This window comes from Roseomonas sp. KE2513, from assembly GCF_016107305.1.
Classification (GTDB): Bacteria; Pseudomonadota; Alphaproteobacteria; order Acetobacterales; family Acetobacteraceae; genus Roseomonas.
In genome coordinates, this window is record NZ_RCVR01000066.1 from 1 (window position 1) to 17,155 (window position 17,155).

The following is a 17,155-nucleotide window of genomic DNA, read 5'->3' on the forward strand; positions in this document are numbered from 1 at the left end:
ACTGCCGAGGCAGGCCTTGCAATGAACCCGCAGGCGGTTGCGTTGGTGCGGGTGATGGCCTTGGTGGATCAGCGGAGCGGCAGGCTGGAAGCGGCGCTCGGCTGGGCGCAGCGCGCGGTGGAGCTCGCGCCACAGGACCAGCGCATGCACGCATTTCTGAACGACCTTCAGATTGAGGTGGCCCTCGCCAGCCTCAGCCCGTCCGAGGTCGAGAACTAGGGAGTTGCCCTCCGCCCGCGTGCCGGGCGGAGGGCGGGTTCGGGACCGCCGCAAAGAAAAAGGGCCCGTCCACCCCTGAGGCGGACGGGCCCAGCCTGCGATCGAGCGCGTCGCTTAGGTCACGCTGTACTCGTACTTGCCGACGAGCATGTCCACGACGGTGGTCAGCCAGATCATGTGCAGCCCCTCCACCACGTTGTAGGCGCGCGAGCCGATCCAGAAGTCGATGTCGGCGAGGGCGCGGAGCGCGTTGTCCGGCGCGCTGCCGGTGAAGGTGACGACCTTGATGCCGCGCGTCTTCGCGTATTTCGCGGCGTTCACGGCGTTCTTGGAGTTGCCGGAGACTGAGATGAGCACGAGAACGTCGCCCTCTTCACCGTAGAACTCGACGGCCTTCGCCATGAAGTTCTCGTAGCCGTAGTCGTTCGACAGGCAGGTGATGAGGTTCGGCTCGTTGAAGTCCACCGCGCGGGTCTTGCCTTGCTTGGTGAAGTCCACGGCGCCGTGCGAGGCGATCGAGGCGCTGGCACCGTTCCCGGCGAGCATCAGCTTGTTCCCGCTCTCACGCACCTTCAGGCAGAGATCGTGGAAAGCGATCAGGCTCTCCTTGATGGTCGGAGACACCAAACCTTTCTGGTAGAGCGTGTAATATTCATCCAGCCACTCTTGCCAAGCCATTGCACCCTCCGGGTCAAATCAAGTCCCCGGGATAATGCGGTAACAGCTGTGTGCTGAACAGGCTTCTCTTCCGTACTGCGGCGATGCTGGCGATTGAAGCGGATGGTGTTGCGCTGAATCACAGGTGCTGTCGCCAAAGAAGTGGATTGCGTCATTATTGATCCAGCGGACAAACCGTTCCGTTCTTAACTGCGGGGGTTCCACAAAATTGCCGGACCGGGCGAAATGCCATATTCCTCACCCTTTCGTCGGCCGCGGCGCCCGGGTGCCGCGGCCGCCCTGGGCATTGCCGCGGTCGGGCCGCGCCCGCCTTTGAGGAGTTGCGGTATCCTGCTGACTCACCCGCCCGACGAAGCCCTCCTGCGCGCGCTGGAGACCTCCGCTCCGTGATGGCTTTTCCGCTGCAGACGGGCGATTCCGTGCTTGTCACGGGCGGCTCAGGCTTTCTTGGCTCCGCGGTGCTGCGCACCCTTCTCGCCCGAGGTGTGCGGCTCCGCGCACTCGTTCGCCCATCCAGCCCACGGGAAAACCTGGAGGGGCTCGGCTGCGAGCTGGTGGAGGGCGACCTGACGGATCCCGCCTCCCTGCGCGCGGCGCTGCGCGGCGTGCGGCACCTGTTCCACGTCGCGGCGGACTACCGGCTCTGGGCGCCGGATCCCTCCAGCATCCTCCGCGTGAACCTCGACGGCACGCGCGCCCTCATGCAGGCGGCCCTCGCGGAGGGCGTGGAGCGCATCGTCTACACGAGCAGCGTCGCCGCCCTGAAGGTCGCGGGCGCCACGGGCCCGGTGGACGAGAACGCCCCGCTCGATCCGGACGAGGCGATCGGCACCTACAAGCGCAGCAAGACGCTGGCGGAGCGCGAGGTGGAGAGGATGGTGGCGGAAAAGGGCCTGCCCGCGATCATCGTGAACCCCTCCACCCCCGTCGGCCCGCGCGACATCCGGCCCACCCCGACCGGCCGGATGATCCTCGACGCCGCCCGCGGCAAGATCCCGGCCTTCGTGGATACGGGGCTGAACATCGCCCATGTGGACGACATCGCCGAGGGCCACCTCCTCGCCTTCGAGCACGGCGCGATCGGGGAGCGCTACATCCTCGGCGGCGAGAACCTGCCGCTGCGCGACCTGCTGGCTGAGATCGCGCGCCAGACCGGCCGCACGGCGCCGCGCATCCGCCTGCCGCGCGGCCCGCTTTACCCGATCGCGCTCGGGGCCGAGGCCGTGGCGCGCGTGACGGGCAGGGAGCCGCTGCTGACGGTGGATGCGCTGCGGATGTCGCGCTACCGGATGTTCTTCACCTCGGCCAAGGCGGAGCACGAGCTCGGCTACCGCGCCCGCCCCTATGCCGAGGCGGTGGCCGACGCCCTCGCCTGGTTCCGCGAGGCAGGGCGCCTCGCATGACGGCGGCGCTGCTGGCGGGCCTCGTCGCGCTCGCGGTCTGGCTCGTCCTCGTCCTCGCGCGCGGCGGCTTCTGGCTCTGCCGGGAGCGGGACGACCGGGACGCGCCGCCCCCGCCCGCCCGCTGGCCCTCGGTCGTTGCCGTGGTGCCGGCGCGGGACGAGGCGGACGTGATCGCGCGCTCCATCGGCAGCCTGCTGGCGCAGGACTATCCCGGCCCATTTCGCGTGGTGCTGGTGGATGACGGCAGCACCGACGGCACGGCCGAGGCTGCGCGAGCGGCAGTGCGCGCGGAGCGGCTAGAGGTGCTGCCGGGCGCGCCCCTGCCGGCGGGCTGGACGGGCAAGCTCTGGGCGCTGGAGCAGGGCGTCCGCCGCGCCGGCGCCGCGCCCGACTACATCCTGCTGACCGACGCCGATATCGGCCACGCACCCGACAACCTCCGCTCCCTGGTCGCGCGGGCGGAGGCCGGGCGCTGCGCCCTCGTCTCGCTGATGGCCCGCCTTTCCTGCGAGAGCGCGGCGGAGCGCTTCCTGATCCCCGCCTTCGTCTTCTTCTTCGCCATGCTCTATCCCTTCGCCTGGGTGGCGAAGGCGAACCGCGCCATGGCGGCCGGCGCCGGCGGCTGCATGCTGCTCCGGCGGGAAGCGCTGGAGCGCGCGGGCGGCATCGCTTCCATCCGGCGCGAGATCATCGACGACTGCGCCCTCGCGCGCCGCCTGAAGGTCCAGGGGCCGATCCGCCTCCTCCTCACCCAGCGGGCGCGGAGCCTCCGTCCTTATGGCGGCGTTGCCGAGATTGGGCGTATGGTCTCGCGCTCCGCATATGCCCAGCTCCGCTACTCGCCGCTGCTGCTGGCGGGCACGGTCGCGGGGATGGTGCTCACCTATCTCGTGCCGCCGGGCCTCGCGCTGTTCGGCACGGGCGCCGCGCGGCTGGCGGGGCTGCTCGCCTGGTTGCTGATGGCCCTCGCCTTTCAGCCGATGCTCCGCTTCTACCGTATCTCGCCGCTCTGGGGCCTCGCGCTGCCGGCCATCGGGGCGGCCTATACGGTCTTCACCGTCCAGTCGGCGCTCCAGGTCTGGCGCGGGCGGGGCGGCATGTGGAAGGGGCGGGCCCAGGCCATGGCCCCGGGCTCCGGGCCGTGAGAGAGCCCGCGCGGCCGAGCCGCGTCCACGTCATCGGTGCGGGGCTGGCAGGGCTCTCGGCCGCCATCGCCCTGGTGGAGGCGGGGGTGCATGTCGTGCTCACCGACGCCGCGAAGCACGCGGGCGGGCGCTGCCGGTCCTATCACGACCCGCAGCTCGGCATGGTCATCGACAACGGGAACCACCTCGTCCTCTCCGGCAACCCGGCGGTCAGCCGGTATCTCTACGCGATCGGGGCGGCGGACCGGCTGGCCGGGCCGGATCGCGCCGCCTTCGACTTCATGGATATACCAAGCGGCGCGCGCTGGACGATCCGCCCCAACGACGGTCCCTTGCCCTGGTGGATCCTCTCCCCTGGCCGCCGCGTGCCCGGCACGGGGCCGGCCGACTACCTGGCGCTCGCCGCCCTGCTCCGCCGCCACCCGGGCAAGCGGATTGACGAGGTGATGGCCTGTCGCGGCCCGCTCTGGGATCGGCTGCTGCGGCCCCTCCTCGTCTCCGTTCTCAACACCCCGCCGGAGGAGGGCTCGGCGGATCTGGCCGGCGCGGTGCTGCGGGAAAGCCTGGCCAAGGGCGGCCTCGCCAGCCGTCCGCGCATCGCGAGCCCAACGCTCGACGCCGCCTTCGTGGAGCCAGCCCTCGCGCATCTTCGCGCCGCAGGGGCTGAAATCCAGCTCGGCCGCCGCCTGCGCACGCTCGGACTTGAGGAGGGGCGGGTGTCGGTGCTCGGCTTCGCCGATGGCCCGGTGCCGCTGGGCGAGGCGGACGCCGTGGTGCTCGCGGTGCCGCCCTGGGCAGCGGTGGAGCTGTTGCCCGACCTTGTCGCGCCCGACGAGTTCCGTCCCATCGTAAACGCCCATTTTGCCGCCGAGCCGCCGCCCGGCGCCTCGCCCCTCGTCGGCATCGTCGGCGGCACGGCCGATTGGGTCTTCGCCTTCCCGGACCGCTTCTCGGTCACTGTCTCGGCCGCCGACCACCTACTGGAGGTTGAGGACCTGCCCGCCCAACTCTGGGCCGATGTGGCGGCCGTCCACAACCTTCCCGTCGCCGTTCCGCCAAACAGAATTGTGAAGGAGCGCCGCGCGACCTTCGCCGCCACCCCTGACCAAAACGCGCGACGCCCGCCGGCCTGGACAAGCTGGCGGAATCTCGCCCTAGCCGGCGATTGGACCGACACTGGCCTTCCCGCCACAATCGAGGGTGCCCTGCGTTCCGGGGAGGTCGCGGCGGCCGTCGCCCTCTCCCCAAAGGGCCTAAATCCTGAGATTGTGGCGGCATGAATGATGCGCCGGGCGAGTTGCTCGCCAGGAATGATGACGCGTGGCTGGACGGGATCGAGGCAGGGATCGGCCGCGCGGCCGAGGCCCTGCGCGCCCAGCAGCGCGAGGACGGCCACTGGGTCTTCGAACTCGAGGCGGATGCCACCATCCCCGCCGAATACATCCTTCTCCGCCAGCACCTGGGCGAGCCGGAGGATACGGAGCTCGAGCGGAAGATTGGCAACTACCTCCGCCGCATCCAGGGCGAGCACGGGGGTTGGCCGCTCTTCCACGGGGGCGCCTTCGATATCAGCGCCTCGGTGAAGGCCTATTTCTGCCTCAAGATGATCGGGGACGACCCGGACGCGCCCCATATGGCCCGCGCCCGCGCCGCCATCCTCGCCCATGGCGGAGCCGGGCGGGCGAATGTCTTTACCCGCATCCTCCTCTGCCTTTTCGGGGAACTCTCCTGGAAGCGAGTGCCGACCATTCCGGTGGAGATGATCCTCCTGCCGCGGTGGTTCCCCGTGCACATCTCGCGCATGTCCTACTGGGCGCGCACCGTGCTCGTGCCACTGCTCGTGCTCCAGGCGATGCGGGTGCGGGCGCGCAATCCGCGAGGCGTGCGCATCCAGGAATTGTTCGTGCGCGCACGCCTGCGCCGTCGCCGCGCCCGCACGCACCAGCAGCGCGGCTGGGCGATGCTCTTCGGCGCCATCGACCGCGTGCTGACGGAGGCCGATCCCGTCTGGCCGCGCCCGCTGCGCCAGCGGGCCATTGCCCGCTGCGTGAGCTTCGTGACGGAGCGCCTGAACGGCGAGGACGGGCTGGGCGCGATCTACCCGGCCATGGCAAACGCCGTGATGATGTACGACGCGCTGGGCTACCCGCCCGACCACCCGGACCGCGCGATCGCCCGCCAGTCCATCGAGAAGCTCCTCGTGATCCGCGAGGACGAGGCCTATTGCCAGCCCTGCGTCTCCCCGGTCTGGGACACGGCGCTGGTGACCCACACGCTGCTGGAGGTGGGCGGTGAGAGCGCGGCAGCCGTGCCGCGCGCCCTCGACTGGCTGCGGCCGTTGCAGGAGTTGGAGGTGCGCGGCGACTGGGCGGAGCAGCGCCCGCATGTGCGCCCGGGCGGCTGGGCCTTTCAGTACCGCAACGCCTACTACCCCGACCTCGACGACACAGCGGTGGTCGTCATGGCCATGGACCGCGCCCGGCACCAGCTCGGCCTCGGCGAGGTGCATGACGAGGCCATCGCGCGCGGCGCCGAGTGGACCGAGGGGCTGCAGAGCGGCAATGGCGGCTGGGGCGCCTTCGACGCCGACAACGTGCACGACTACCTCAACAACATCCCCTTCGCCGACCACGGCGCATTGCTGGACCCGCCCACCGCGGATGTCAGCGCGCGCTGCATCGGCATGATGGCGCAGCTGGGCGAGGCGCCGGACAGCCCACGGATGCGCGCCGCCATCGACTATCTCGAGCGCGAGCAGGAGGAGGACGGGAGCTGGTTCGGCCGCTGGGGCGTGAACTACATCTACGGCACCTGGTCCGCGATGATTGCCCTCAACGCCGCTGGCTTCGACGCGACGCGGCCGAGCGTCCGGCGCGGCGCGGACTGGCTCATCTCCATCCAGAACGCGGACGGCGGCTGGGGCGAGGACTGCGAGAGCTACCGCCTCGACTATCGCGGCTACGAGCCCTTCCCCTCTACCGCCTCGCAGACCGCCTGGGCGCTGCTGGCGCTGATGGCCGCGGGCGAGGTGGACCACCCAGCGGTTGCCCGCGGCATCGCCTGGCTGCGCGACATGCAAGATGAGACGGGGCTCTGGCAGCAGGACGCCTATACGGGCGGCGGCTTCCCGCGCGTCTTCTACCTTCGCTACCACGGCTACCCGAAGTTCTTTCCCCTCTGGGCGATGGCGCGGTACCGGAACCTCCGGCAGGGCAACGCGACGAGGGTCCTTCATGGGATGTGAGGGGCTAGGGCGGTGAGCCGCCCTTGACCCTCCTGGCCGCCACCGGGCTGCTGCGGGAAGCTCGCATCCTGGCCGCGCCGGGGGTCGAGGTCGTCGCGGGGGGCGGCGACCGCGCGCGGCTTGAGGCGGAACTCGACCGGCTGGCGCCGGGTGCCACCGGCCTCATCAGCATCGGCATCGCGGGCGCGCTCGCGCCAGGTCTGCGCCCCGGCGACTGGGTGGTGGCGACTGCGGTGATCGACAGCGCGGCGCGCTTCGAGACGGATGCGGCCTGGGCCGCGCGGTTGCGCGCCGCCCTGCCCGGCGCCGCGACCGGGCCGGTGCTGGGCGCGGACATGATGGTCGCGGAGGCCGCGGCGAAGACCGCGCTGCATCGGGGAACCAGCGCCCTGGCCGTGGACATGGAATCCCACGTCGCTGCCCGCGTGGCCCGGCGCCACGGCCTGCCCTTCGCCGTCGCGCGGGTGGTGTCGGATGCCGCGGACCGCACGTTGCCGCCGGCCGCGCGCGTCGGGATGCGGCCGGACGGGGGTATGGATCTGCCCGCCGTCCTCCGCGCCCTGCTGGCCGCCCCGCTCCAACTCCCCGCCCTCATCCGGACGGGGTGGGAGGCGGAGCAGGCCTTCCGTGCCCTACTCCGCGGCCACGGTCGGCTGGGCCGGTCCCTGGCCGCCACCGTGGCGGATCTCGATCCGGCGTGAGGCCTTCGGGTTGGCCTCCCGGATCTCCGCCAGCTTCTTCTCCACATGGCCTGAGAAGACGTAGTCGGCGCGGCGCTGGTTATCGAGCGGGATATCCTTTGCCATGGCCCCCTCGGTGCGGATGCCGCCCAGCGTCACCGCCAGCGCCTTGATGGGGTTCGTCACCATGTGCTTCACGGCCGAGGCCTCAAAGCCGGAATGGACCATGCAGTCGGCGCACTTCTCGTAGTTGCCGACGCCGTACTTGTCCCACTCGGTATCGTCCATCAGCTCTTTGAAGGTCTTCGCGTAACCCTCGCCGAGCAGGTAGCAGGGCTTCTGCCAGCCAAACACCGTGCGCGTCGGGTTGCCCCAGGGCGTGCAGGCATAGGCCTCGTTGCCCGCCAGGAAGTTGAGGAACATCCGGCTCTGCGTAAAAGGCCAGGCCTTGCCGCCGCGCCCGCGCGACAGGATGCCGCGGAACAGCTCCTTCGTCTTCGTGCGGTTGAGGAAGTGCTGCTGGTCCGGCGCGCGCTCATAGGCATAGCCGGGCGAGACGGTGATGCCGTCCAGCCCCATCGCCGTCACCTCGTCGAAGAAGCGGGCGGTGCGCTCGGGGTCGGCGTCGTTGAACAGGGTGCAGTTGATCGAGACCTGGAAGCCCTTGGACTTCGCGAGCCGGATCGCCTCCACCGCCTTGTCGTAGACGCCGTCCTGGCAGACGGACTTGTCGTGCATCATCTGGTCGCCATCGAGGTGGATGGACCAGGTAAAGGCCGGGCTCGGCTTGTAGTCGTCGATCTTCTTCGTCAGCAGCAGCGCATTGGTGCAGAGGATGACGAACTTCTTCCGCGCGAGATAGCCGCGCACGATTTCCGGCATGTCCTTGTGCAGCAGCGGCTCGCCGCCCGCGATGGACACCACCGGCGCCCCGCACTCGTCGATCGCCGCCATGCATTCATCGACCGAAAGGCGCTGGTTGAGGATCTCGTTGGGGTAGTCGATCTTCCCGCAGCCGGCGCAGGCGAGATTGCAGCGGAACAGCGGCTCCAGCATCAGCACGAGCGGGTAGCGCTTACGACCGCTGAGGTGCTGCTTCACCAGATAGGCGCCGATCCGGGCGGCCTGGGCGAGCGGAATTCCCAAGACTGCGCTCCTCTTGCTGGAAAGTCGGGATGGCCGATTGACGTTGCCTACTGGGCGGCCTGAACAGCCGGGCCAGAGGTGGGTTCCCTCAGTTCGGGAGGCAACCTGAATTCAACATCCTCCCTGATTCCAGTCATCTGGGCAATCTCGCCGGCCCCGAGGCGGCGCAGGGCAGCGATGACGTCAAGGACCAGCTCCTCCGGTGCCGAGGCTCCGGCGGTCAGGCCCACGGTCCGAACCCCCGCGAGCCAGGCGGGGTCCAGCTCCGCCCCGTGGCCGATCAGGTAGCTCGGCCGGCCCATCTCCTCCCCGATCTCCCGCAGGCGGGTGGAGTTGGAGCTGTTCTGGCTGCCCACCACCAGCAACAGGTCCACCTGGGCGCAGAGCTCGCGCACCGCCGCCTGCCGGTGCTGGGTGGCGTAGCAGATGCCCGACACTTCCGGCCCCTCCAGGTCCGGAAAGCGCGCATGGAGCGCCGCGATGATCCCCCGCGTGTCGTCTACGGAAAGGGTGGTCTGGGTAAGGTAGGCGAGCGGCGTGCTCTCGGGCAGATCGAGCCGCGCCACATCCTCCACGCTGGCGACGAGATGGATGGGCGCCTCCACTTGGCCCACCGTGCCCTCCACCTCCGCGTGCCCGGCATGGCCGATGAGCACGAGGGTCCGGCCGCGGGCGGCGTAGCGCCTTCCCTGCTGGTGCACCTTGGCGACGAGCGGGCAGGTGGCGTCCAGCACCGGCAGGCCGCGGGCCGCAGCCTCGTCCTCCACGGAACGGGCCACGCCATGGGCGCTGAAGATGGTCACCGCCCCGTCCGGCACCTCGGAGAGTTCCTCGACGAAGACCGCGCCCTGCGCGCGCAGCGTCTCGACCACGTGGCGGTTGTGAACGATCTCGTGCCGGACATAGACCGGGGCACCGAACTTCCGGATGGAGCGCTCGACGATCTCGATCGCTCGGATGACGCCCGCGCAGAAGCCGCGGGGCTGGGCCAGAAGAACCCGCATGCAGGGCCATCCTCCGTGACAGCGCGTCGTGAATCGGCGCGTTGCGGAGGCTAGACCGGCCTGTTGCATTTTTCCTACGGGGTGTGCCCATCCCGAATCGGCGAGCGGGCCGGTTGCCATCGGGTTGCGCTTTCCGGACACAGTGCCATTAATCCGGGCCAACCACCCGGGCGCGCCCCGGCAGCGACGGGCCCGCCGCCCGCCATATCGGGGATTCCGCATGCCCTCCAGCTCCTCGGCCAGCCCCCCGACCGGCTGGCCCGATGCCCCACCCTTCGACCTTGTGCCCACCGACCGGGCGAGCGTTGCGGCCGCGGACCACGAGGCCCGGAACTGGACCTTCGACAAGCCAGGCCCCGTCCGCGTGGGCAGCCGTGATCACATGGTCATGTTCGCGCGGATGCTGCTGGAGACGCACAACCCCTACAAGCCGCGCGTGCTCGACTGGCCGAAGCTCGACCCCGAGGCGCATGCCCGGCTGACCAGCTTGCCGATCTGGGACATCGCGGTGCAGACCGAGGGCCGCGCCTCGCTCCGCGTGCTCGACTATGCCGCGACCATCACCGACCCGCTCCTCCACGAGGCGATGGTGATGGATGGCAATGAGGAGGCGCGGCACAAGAAGGTGCTGTCCAACCTCGTCGAGGCATACGGCGTCGTCCTGGAGCCGGAGCCCGAGTACAAGGGCTTCCGCGACGTCGAGTGGGGCTGGATGCGCACCGGCTACAGCGAGTGCATCGACAGCTTCTTCGCCTTCGGCCTCTTCGAGGCCGCGCGCCGCTCCGGCTACTTCCCGCCCGACCTCGTGGACACCTTCGAGCCAGTGATCCAGGAGGAGGCGCGGCACATCCTCTTCTTCGCGAACTGGGCGGCATGGGCGCGGGCGCAGCAGCCCTGGTGGCGCAAGCCCTATTTCCTGGCAAAGACCGCCGCCGTCTGGGCCGTGCTCATCTGGGACCGGCTGGTGATGGCGCGCGACATGGGCAGCGCATCGAAGGACACGAACTTCACCGCGACCTCCGGCTCGATCGGCGTGACGATGAGCGCCGCGGAGATGATCGATATCTGCCTCGCCGAGGACCGGCGCCGCATGGCCGGCTACGATCCGCGCCTGCTGCGCCCGAACACCGTGCCCTTCTTCATCCGCCTCGCCCGCCGCTTCATGGGCAAGGCGAAACCGGCCGCCGAGCCCGTGAGGGCCTGAGGTGAGCACCAACACCGTCATCCACCGGATCGTCCGCCCGGTTGTGCGGGCCGTGGCGCCTAGCGGGGTGACGCCGAACCAGGTGACGACCGTGCGCGTCATCACCGGCATCGCGGCGGCGGTGGCCTTTGCGGGACCAGGGTCCTGGCCGGCGATCGGCGGGGCGATCTTCCTCCTCTCCATGCTGCTGGACCGCGCGGACGGGGAACTCGCGCGCCAGACCGGCCAATCGAGCGCCGCCGGGCACCGCTACGACCTGATCAGCGACTGCAGTTCAAATATGATCGCCTTCATCGGCCTCGGTCTCGGATCGGCCGCACCGGCGGGGCTGCTCTGGCCGCTGCTCGGCCTCATCGCGGGCGTCGGCATCGGCACGCTGTTCTGGCAGCTCAACGTGATCCGGATTGCCTCGGTTCGCACCTTCGTTCTCTCGCCCGGCATCAATATCGACCCCGACGATCTTCTGGTCCTCGTGCCCGTGCTCGTCTGGCTTGGGGCCACGGCGCCGATGCTGGTCGCGGCCGCGATTATCACGCCGCTCGCAGCCCTCTGGATCGGCGTCACCGGTGCGCGGCAGGCGCGCGCCGGCCACACTCGCTGACCGGGGGCCGCTATCAGGCGGCTTCGAGAAGGCTGACCGTTTCCGCGATCGCTTCCAGCAGGCGTTCGAAGTCGTGGCGGTCCAGCGCGCCGATGCAGCCGATGCGGAAGGTCTCCGCCTGCGTCAGCTTGCCGGGGTAGATAAGGAAGCCACGCGCCGCCAGCGCGTCGTAGAAGGGGCGGAAGGAGAGGCCGCGCTCGGGCGGCAGGTGGAAGGTCGCGATGATCGGCGCCTGCACCGCCTCGTCGAGGAACAGTTCGAAGCCCATCCGCCGCATCCCCGCCAGCAGCGTGCGGAAGTTAGCGGTGTAGCGGGCGCGGCGCGCCTCGGGGCCGCCCTCGGCCTCCAGCAGGCGCAGCGCCTCCACCAGCGCGGCCACGACCTGCACCGGCGGCGTGAAGCGCCACTGACCGTCGGCCTCGAAGCCCTTCCACTGCGCGTGGAGATCGAAGGAGAGCGAGGGGCTGACCCCCTTCGCGCGCTCCAGCGCCGCCGGCTCCACCAGCGCGAAGCCGAGGCCCGGCACCCCCTCCAGGCACTTGTTGGAGGAGGCGAGCACGGCCGTCACGGGCGTCGCGGAGAGGTCGATCGGCAGGGCGCCGAAGCTGCTCATCGCGTCCAGCAGCAGCGCGCGCCCGGCCCCTGCCACGACGGCCGCAACCTCCGCCAGCGGGTTCAGGATGCCCGTGGTGGTCTCGCAGTGGACGAGCGCCACATGGGTGATGGCGGGGTCCGCGCGCAGCGCCTCCGCGACCTGCTCGGGCTCCACCGGCCGGTCCTCCGCCCAGCGGATCGCCTCCACCGCGCGGCCCATGCGCTTGGCGATGGTGACCATCCGCTCGCCATAGGCGCCGTTGATCAGCACCAGCAGCTTGTCGGCGGGCCCGATCAGCGTCGCAACGGCGGCCTCGACGATGAAGGTACCGGAACCTTGCAGCGGCACCGCGACATGCGTCCCCTCCCCGCCCGCCACGCCGAGGAGCCGCGCGCGCAGCTCGGCAGTCAGCGCGATGAAGGCGGGATCGCGCGAGCCCCAGTCGCGCAGCATGGCGCGGCGCGTCTCGATGGCGGTGGTCAGCGGGCCGGGCGTGAGAAGGATGGGGCTGTCGCTCATGGGTGGCCTCTCGCCTCGGTCGCAGGGATGTTGGCACGATCCGCCGCCGCACCCCAGCGCCAGGCGATCACGCCGGGCACGCCGAGGATCACGTCGCGCAGCCGCCGAACGAGGACGAGCGCGATGGCCTTGTCCGGGGGAATGCCGAACAGCGCGCAGATGAGGACATAGCCGCCCTCCTGCAGGCCGAGCGCGCCGGGGATGAAGAAGCCGGCGCTGCGCACGGCCTGGCCGAGGCTCTCGATCACCAGCGCCTCCGCGATCCCGGCCTCGGCGCCCACGGCATGTAGCGCGGCCCAGGTCTCGAGCACGCCGATCAGCCAGGAGAGCATGTGCCAGCCGCCGCTGCGCCAGAGCCGCCCCGGCTCGCGGTAGAGCCCCACGACGGCGTCGTTCAGCCCCGACAACTCCCCGAGCGAAGTCCAGCCGATGCGCGCCGCAAGGCTCGGCAGCATTCGCTCGATGAAGCGGAACAGCCCCCAGCGATGCGCGGCCATGAAGGCGCCCGTGAGCCCCGCGCCCAGGAGGGTGCCAACCACCGCCCAGAGCGTGGTGGAGTTCCCGGCGGCGTGCGGGATGGTCATCAGCACCGCGAGGCCGAGGAGCGAGAAGACGATCTGCGAGGCCATCTCCGTGCCGAGGTCAGTCGCGACGCTCGCGATCACTCGCACCTTCGCGACCCCCGCACGAAAGAGAAGCTGCGCCCGCACCAGCTCCCCCAGCGCCTGCACGACGGGAAGGATGGCGTTGGTCGCCACCCTGATCCAGCGCATCCGTGCGAGGCCGAGAATACCGGGCCGCCTGGGATCATCGATCAGCGGCCCCCAGCCAGCGGCGGAAGCAAAGATCTGCGCGACGTTCAGTGCCACCACAAGCACCATCCACCAACCCGTCTCCAGCAGCAGGTGCAGGATCCGGGCGGGATCGTTCATCGCGATGAGCACGCCGGCGAGGACGAGCCCCACCAGCAGCCCGACGGCACTCGAGAGGATCACACGGGGGAGGCCAGGAAGGCCTGGAACCGCCGCGCCACCTCGGCCGGGCCCACCGTGGGGCGGCCAAGCTTCGCCATGGAGCCGGGGGCGATCCGCAGGTGGATCATGGCGGGCCCGCCGCCCGACAGCGCCGCGCGGAAGGCGGCCTCGAAGCCGTCCAGGCTCTCGGCCAGGAACGCCTGCCGATAGCCGCAGGCGAGCGCGACGGCCGCGAAATCCACGGAGGCCGAGACCGTCGCCTGCCCGCCCGTGGAATCATGCACGCCGTTATCCAGCAGCACGTGCACGAGGTTGGCGGGCGCATAGGCGCCGATGGTCGCGAAGGTGCCGAGCTTCATCAGCGCCGCGCCGTCGCCATCGAGCACCACCACGGGGCGCGGATTGTTCAGCGCGACGCCGAGCGCCATGCCGCTCGCCGCACCCATGGAGCCGACCTGATAGAGGTGCTGCGCCCGGTCCGCGAGGGTGAAGAGCTCCCGCCCGCACTTGCCGGTGGTCGCGATGACCGCGGCCTCATCCGGCACGATCGAGAGGAAGCGTTCCAGCACCGCGACGCGGGAGGGGCGCGGCCCCTCGCCCGCGAAGTCCTGGCGCCGGCCGGGCGGCGGCAGCGCGCGGGGCGCGGCGTCGAGCGGTGTGTCGGCCACGTCGTCCTTGCGCACGACGAAGGCGAAGGGCAGGCTCGTCGCCTCCATGCGCTCTGCCGCATGGGTCAGCGCGGGGCGCAGCGCCTGGCTTCCCGCCGGGAAGGGCGCCTGCTCCAGCCCCATCAGCGAGATCAGGTCCTGGGTGATCCGCCCCATCACCTCGTGCTGGGGCTCGTCGGGAATGCCGGGCTCGCCGCGCCAGGTCGTGAGGAACAGCGTCGGGATCCTGAAGGGCGCGTTCAGCGAGGTCAGCGGGTTCACCGCATTGCCCAGGCCGGAGTTCTGGCACATCACCACCGTGCGCCGCCCTGCAAGCCAGGCGCCGGAGGCGATGGCCACCGCCTCCCCCTCGCTCGCCGCGCCGACATAGGCGAGCGACGGTGCGGAGAGCACGCCGTTGATCAGCGGCGTGAGGAAGCTGCAGGGCACGCCCGTGTAGAAGTCGAAGCCGGCCTGACCGGCCTCGGTGATGAAGTCTTCCGCGGTGATCATCAGGTGAAATTTCGCGCTTCGGCGAGGTCGGTCAGGGTGTCCACGTCCAGCCAATGGCCGGTGAAGTACTTCACGCGCACGGGGTGTTTCGCCGCGATGCGCGTCAGCAGCGTCGGCATGTCGGCACCTTCCAGCACGCCCTCCGCCTCCAGGGCCGCGATCTCCTCGCGCAGCCACTCGGCGCCGCGCGCGCTGAAGCGGGCGAGGCCCATCCACTCGCCGCAGATATCCGCCTGCGGAACCTCGTGCGCCATGCGCCGCAGCGTCGCCGGGCTGTCGTCGAGGTAGTCGCCGGAGAAGCGGCGATCCGCGACGACGAGATCGCGCTGGTTCGGCCGCGTCTGGGTCGCGCCGAGCGTGTCCACGGCCACGACGACATCGGCACGGCTGGTCAGCAGGCTGTCGAGGATATAGCGACGGAAGAGCACGTCGCCGTAGGCCACCACCGTCTCACCGCGGATCGCGTCGCGTGCGGCCGCCAGTGACCAGGCCTCGCCGGTCGAGGCGAAGCGGTCATTGTCCACCATCCGCACGCCCTGCAGCATCACCGCCTCCTTATGCGCGCCGCGCACCACGGAGACGTCGCGCACGCCGCTCTCCCGCAGCGTGCCGACGAGGCGTGCGAGCAGCGACTGGCCGCGGATATCGGCCATGCATTTCGGCTGCCCGGGCTCCATCCCCGCCAGCTCCCCGCCCGAGGCCGCCAGCACCACGGCCAAGACCGCCGGGCGGGCCGGCAGGTAGCGGCGCTCCGCCTCCTCCAGCTCCGCGTTGCCGACGATGCGGAAGATGTCCTTCACGGTCGCGACGCTGCCCTCCACGCGCACGAGGGATTCATCCTCGTGGATGCGAGCCGCCGTCTCGCGCATGGCGGCGATGGAGGAGCGCAGCAGGTGGTTCGCCCAGATGATCGTGGAGATGCCCGCCTGGCGGAACAGGTCCGTGGGCGTGGAGTAGTACATCGTCGGCACGATCACGACCGGCGCACGGTTGGCCCAGCGCTCGGAGAACTCGAAGATCTCCCGCGCATCCGACTTCTTGGAGTGGATGAGGATCGCGTCCGCGCCTGCCGCGTGATAGGCCTCCGCGCGACGCAGCGCCTCCTCCATGCCCTGGCCGGAGATCAGCGCCTCGACGCGCGCGACGAGCACGAAGTCGTCGTCGGTCTGGCTGTCCTTGCCAGCCTTGATGCGGCCGCAGAACTCGTCCACGTCGGCCAGCGGCTGCGCCTCGCCGATGAAGGAGTTCGTCTTCGGGAAGAGCTTGTCCTCGATGCAGACGCCAGCGATGCCGCGCTCGCAGAGCTTCCGCACGAAGCGGCGGACATTGTTGAAGTTGCCGTGCCCGGTGTCGCCGTCCACGAGGATCGGCAGGGTGGTTGCATCCGCCATGTATTCGAGCACGTCCAGCACCTGCGTCCAGGACGCCTCGTTGCTGTCGCGCAACCCGAGCGCGGCGGAGGTGGTCAGGCCCGAAGCCCAGACGCCGCGGAACCCCGCCTCCTGCACGAGCTTGGCCGAGATGCCGTCATGTGCCTCCATCAGGAAGGAGAGCGTCGGCGAGGCGATCTCCTGCCGCAGCGCCGCGAAGCGCGTCATGGGGGTGGCCGCGCGGGGGCGCGTGGTGGGGGGCGTCGCTTCGCTCAAGGCGCATTCTCCGCTGGCGGCGGGCCATTGCTGCATCGTTCCCACTAGCGCCACGCGCCGCCGAACTTGCCAGGCCCACACCCGTCATCCTACCTTCACACGATCGGCAGGCCAATATTGGGAACCCCGGATTGAGCGATTCCACACGTCCCGCCTCGGCGATCATCCTCGCCGCAGGAATCGGGCGGCGGCTCGGGGAGGCGCAGGAGGGACCCAAGATCCTCCTCCAGTTCGGCGGCCAAACCTTACTTTCCCGTCATCTCGATGCGCTCGATTACAACGGCGTCACGAAGGTGAGCATCACCGTCGGTCATTGCCGCGAACTCGTCGAGGCGGAGGTCGCGCGCCTCGGCTGGTCGGACCGGGTGAGCTTCGTGCCCAATCCCCGCTACCGAGAGGGCAGCCTCGTCTCCCTCCATGTGCAGGCGGAGATGCTGCGGGCAGGACAGCCGGTGCTGCTGATGGACGGCGACGTCCTCTACGATCACCGCATGCTCGCGAGCCTCGTTTCGGCCGCTGGCGAGAACATCCTCCTGCTGGACCGGGAGATCGAGCCGGGCGACGAGCCCGTGAAGATCTGTTTCCAGGGCGAGAAGATCGTCGATTTCCGCAAGCGCCCCGAGCACGCCCACGACCGCCACGGTGAATCTGTCGGCTTCTTCCGCTTCTCCGCCGCCACCGCATCGGCACTTGCCGATCGCTGCGCATCCTATGTTGGGCAAGGGCGCACGGAGCTGGAGTATGAAGAAGCGATCCGCGACCTCATCCTGGCGGAGCCGGACCGCTTCCGCGCCGCGGACGTGACCTCCCTGCCCTGGGTCGAGATCGATTTCCCCGACGATGTGAGCCGCGCCCGGGAGGAAATCCTCCCGCAGCTGATCGCGGCCTGATCCCGACGCCCCGAGGACCTTCCTTGATGCCTGTGCCGCCGCCCTCC

General features: G+C 70.1%; 16 protein-coding genes. 9 read left to right on the forward strand and 7 right to left on the reverse strand.

The features are described 5' to 3' along the window. Nucleotides 1–219: hypothetical protein (locus tag D9599_RS28500; protein ID WP_232481046.1), on the forward strand; the 219-nt coding region annotated here is incomplete at its 5' end. A 114-nt stretch (nucleotides 220–333) separates the two neighbouring features. Here D9599_RS28500 and D9599_RS28505 read toward each other — a convergent pair. After that, a complete protein-coding gene (locus tag D9599_RS28505) occupies nucleotides 334–897 on the reverse strand; it encodes an SIS domain-containing protein (protein WP_198384674.1) in 564 nt (187 codons plus the stop codon). A gap of 389 nt (nucleotides 898–1,286) precedes the next feature. On the opposite strand from D9599_RS28505, the gene hpnA reads away from it, so the two are divergent. The 5 genes from hpnA to D9599_RS28530 are packed head-to-tail and all read left to right on the forward strand — an operon-like array spanning nucleotide 1,287 to nucleotide 7,390. Beyond that, nucleotides 1,287–2,300: a hopanoid-associated sugar epimerase gene (gene hpnA, locus D9599_RS28510; protein ID WP_198384708.1), complete on the forward strand. Its 1,014-nt coding sequence runs from the start codon at nucleotides 1,287–1,289 to the stop codon at nucleotides 2,298–2,300. Next, the gene (locus D9599_RS28515) at nucleotides 2,297–3,445 is read left to right on the forward strand and encodes a glycosyltransferase (protein ID WP_198384675.1); all 1,149 of its coding nucleotides are present in this window, start codon (nucleotides 2,297–2,299) and stop codon (nucleotides 3,443–3,445) included. Before hpnA ends, D9599_RS28515 begins: the two co-directional genes overlap by 4 nt. Then, complete coding sequence (hpnE, locus tag D9599_RS28520) at nucleotides 3,442–4,725, forward strand: hydroxysqualene dehydroxylase HpnE (RefSeq protein WP_198384677.1); 1,284 nt, start codon at nucleotides 3,442–3,444, stop codon at nucleotides 4,723–4,725. Before D9599_RS28515 ends, hpnE begins: the two co-directional genes overlap by 4 nt. Further along, a complete protein-coding gene (gene shc / locus D9599_RS28525; protein ID WP_198384678.1) occupies nucleotides 4,722–6,689 on the forward strand; it encodes a squalene--hopene cyclase in 1,968 nt (655 codons plus the stop codon). Before hpnE ends, shc begins: the two co-directional genes overlap by 4 nt. Before the next feature lie 23 nt (nucleotides 6,690–6,712). Continuing rightward, nucleotides 6,713–7,390: a hopanoid-associated phosphorylase gene (locus D9599_RS28530; protein ID WP_198384680.1), complete on the forward strand. Its 678-nt coding sequence runs from the start codon at nucleotides 6,713–6,715 to the stop codon at nucleotides 7,388–7,390. Here the strand turns inward: D9599_RS28530 and hpnH are convergent. Together hpnH and ispH are read right to left on the reverse strand one after the other, a co-directional pair. Continuing rightward, entirely contained in the window at nucleotides 7,322–8,515 is a 1,194-nt protein-coding gene (gene hpnH / locus D9599_RS28535; protein WP_198384685.1) for an adenosyl-hopene transferase HpnH, read from the reverse strand. The genes D9599_RS28530 and hpnH overlap by 69 nt on opposite strands. Nucleotides 8,516–8,562: 47 nt before the next feature. Then, nucleotides 8,563–9,519: a 4-hydroxy-3-methylbut-2-enyl diphosphate reductase gene (gene ispH, locus D9599_RS28540; RefSeq protein WP_198384686.1), complete on the reverse strand. Its 957-nt coding sequence runs from the start codon at nucleotides 9,517–9,519 to the stop codon at nucleotides 8,563–8,565. Between the two features lie 220 nt (nucleotides 9,520–9,739). Between ispH and D9599_RS28545 the strand changes: the two genes are divergently transcribed. Together D9599_RS28545 and D9599_RS28550 are read left to right on the forward strand one after the other, a co-directional pair. Further along, nucleotides 9,740–10,723, forward strand: a complete 984-nt coding sequence (locus D9599_RS28545) for a ferritin-like domain-containing protein (RefSeq protein ID WP_232481047.1) — start codon at nucleotides 9,740–9,742, stop codon at nucleotides 10,721–10,723. Between the two features lies 1 nt (nucleotide 10,724). Further along, nucleotides 10,725–11,324, forward strand: coding sequence for a CDP-alcohol phosphatidyltransferase family protein (locus tag D9599_RS28550; protein WP_198384687.1), 600 nt, complete (start codon nucleotides 10,725–10,727; stop codon nucleotides 11,322–11,324). 13 nt (nucleotides 11,325–11,337) lie between these two features. Here D9599_RS28550 and D9599_RS28555 read toward each other — a convergent pair whose 3' ends face one another. Genes D9599_RS28555 through aepX form a run of 4 tightly spaced genes read right to left on the reverse strand, consistent with a single transcriptional unit; the run spans nucleotide 11,338 to nucleotide 16,218 of the window. After that, nucleotides 11,338–12,438, reverse strand: a complete 1,101-nt coding sequence (locus D9599_RS28555) for a 2-aminoethylphosphonate--pyruvate transaminase (protein ID WP_198384689.1) — start codon at nucleotides 12,436–12,438, stop codon at nucleotides 11,338–11,340. Next, a complete protein-coding gene (locus D9599_RS28560; RefSeq protein ID WP_198384698.1) occupies nucleotides 12,435–13,433 on the reverse strand; it encodes a lysylphosphatidylglycerol synthase domain-containing protein in 999 nt (332 codons plus the stop codon). Before D9599_RS28560 ends, D9599_RS28555 begins: the two co-directional genes overlap by 4 nt. Next, nucleotides 13,430–14,572, reverse strand: coding sequence for a phosphonopyruvate decarboxylase (gene aepY, locus D9599_RS28565; protein WP_198384706.1), 1,143 nt, complete (start codon nucleotides 14,570–14,572; stop codon nucleotides 13,430–13,432). Before aepY ends, D9599_RS28560 begins: the two co-directional genes overlap by 4 nt. Next, nucleotides 14,572–16,218: a phosphoenolpyruvate mutase gene (aepX, locus tag D9599_RS28570; protein ID WP_232481048.1), complete on the reverse strand. Its 1,647-nt coding sequence runs from the start codon at nucleotides 16,216–16,218 to the stop codon at nucleotides 14,572–14,574. The genes aepY and aepX overlap by 1 nt, the downstream gene beginning before the upstream one ends. Before the next feature lie 131 nt (nucleotides 16,219–16,349). On the opposite strand from aepX, the gene D9599_RS28575 reads away from it, so the two are divergent. Beyond that, nucleotides 16,350–17,108, forward strand: a complete 759-nt coding sequence (locus tag D9599_RS28575; RefSeq protein ID WP_198384707.1) for an NTP transferase domain-containing protein — start codon at nucleotides 16,350–16,352, stop codon at nucleotides 17,106–17,108. The last annotated feature ends 47 nt before the right edge of the window (nucleotides 17,109–17,155 follow it).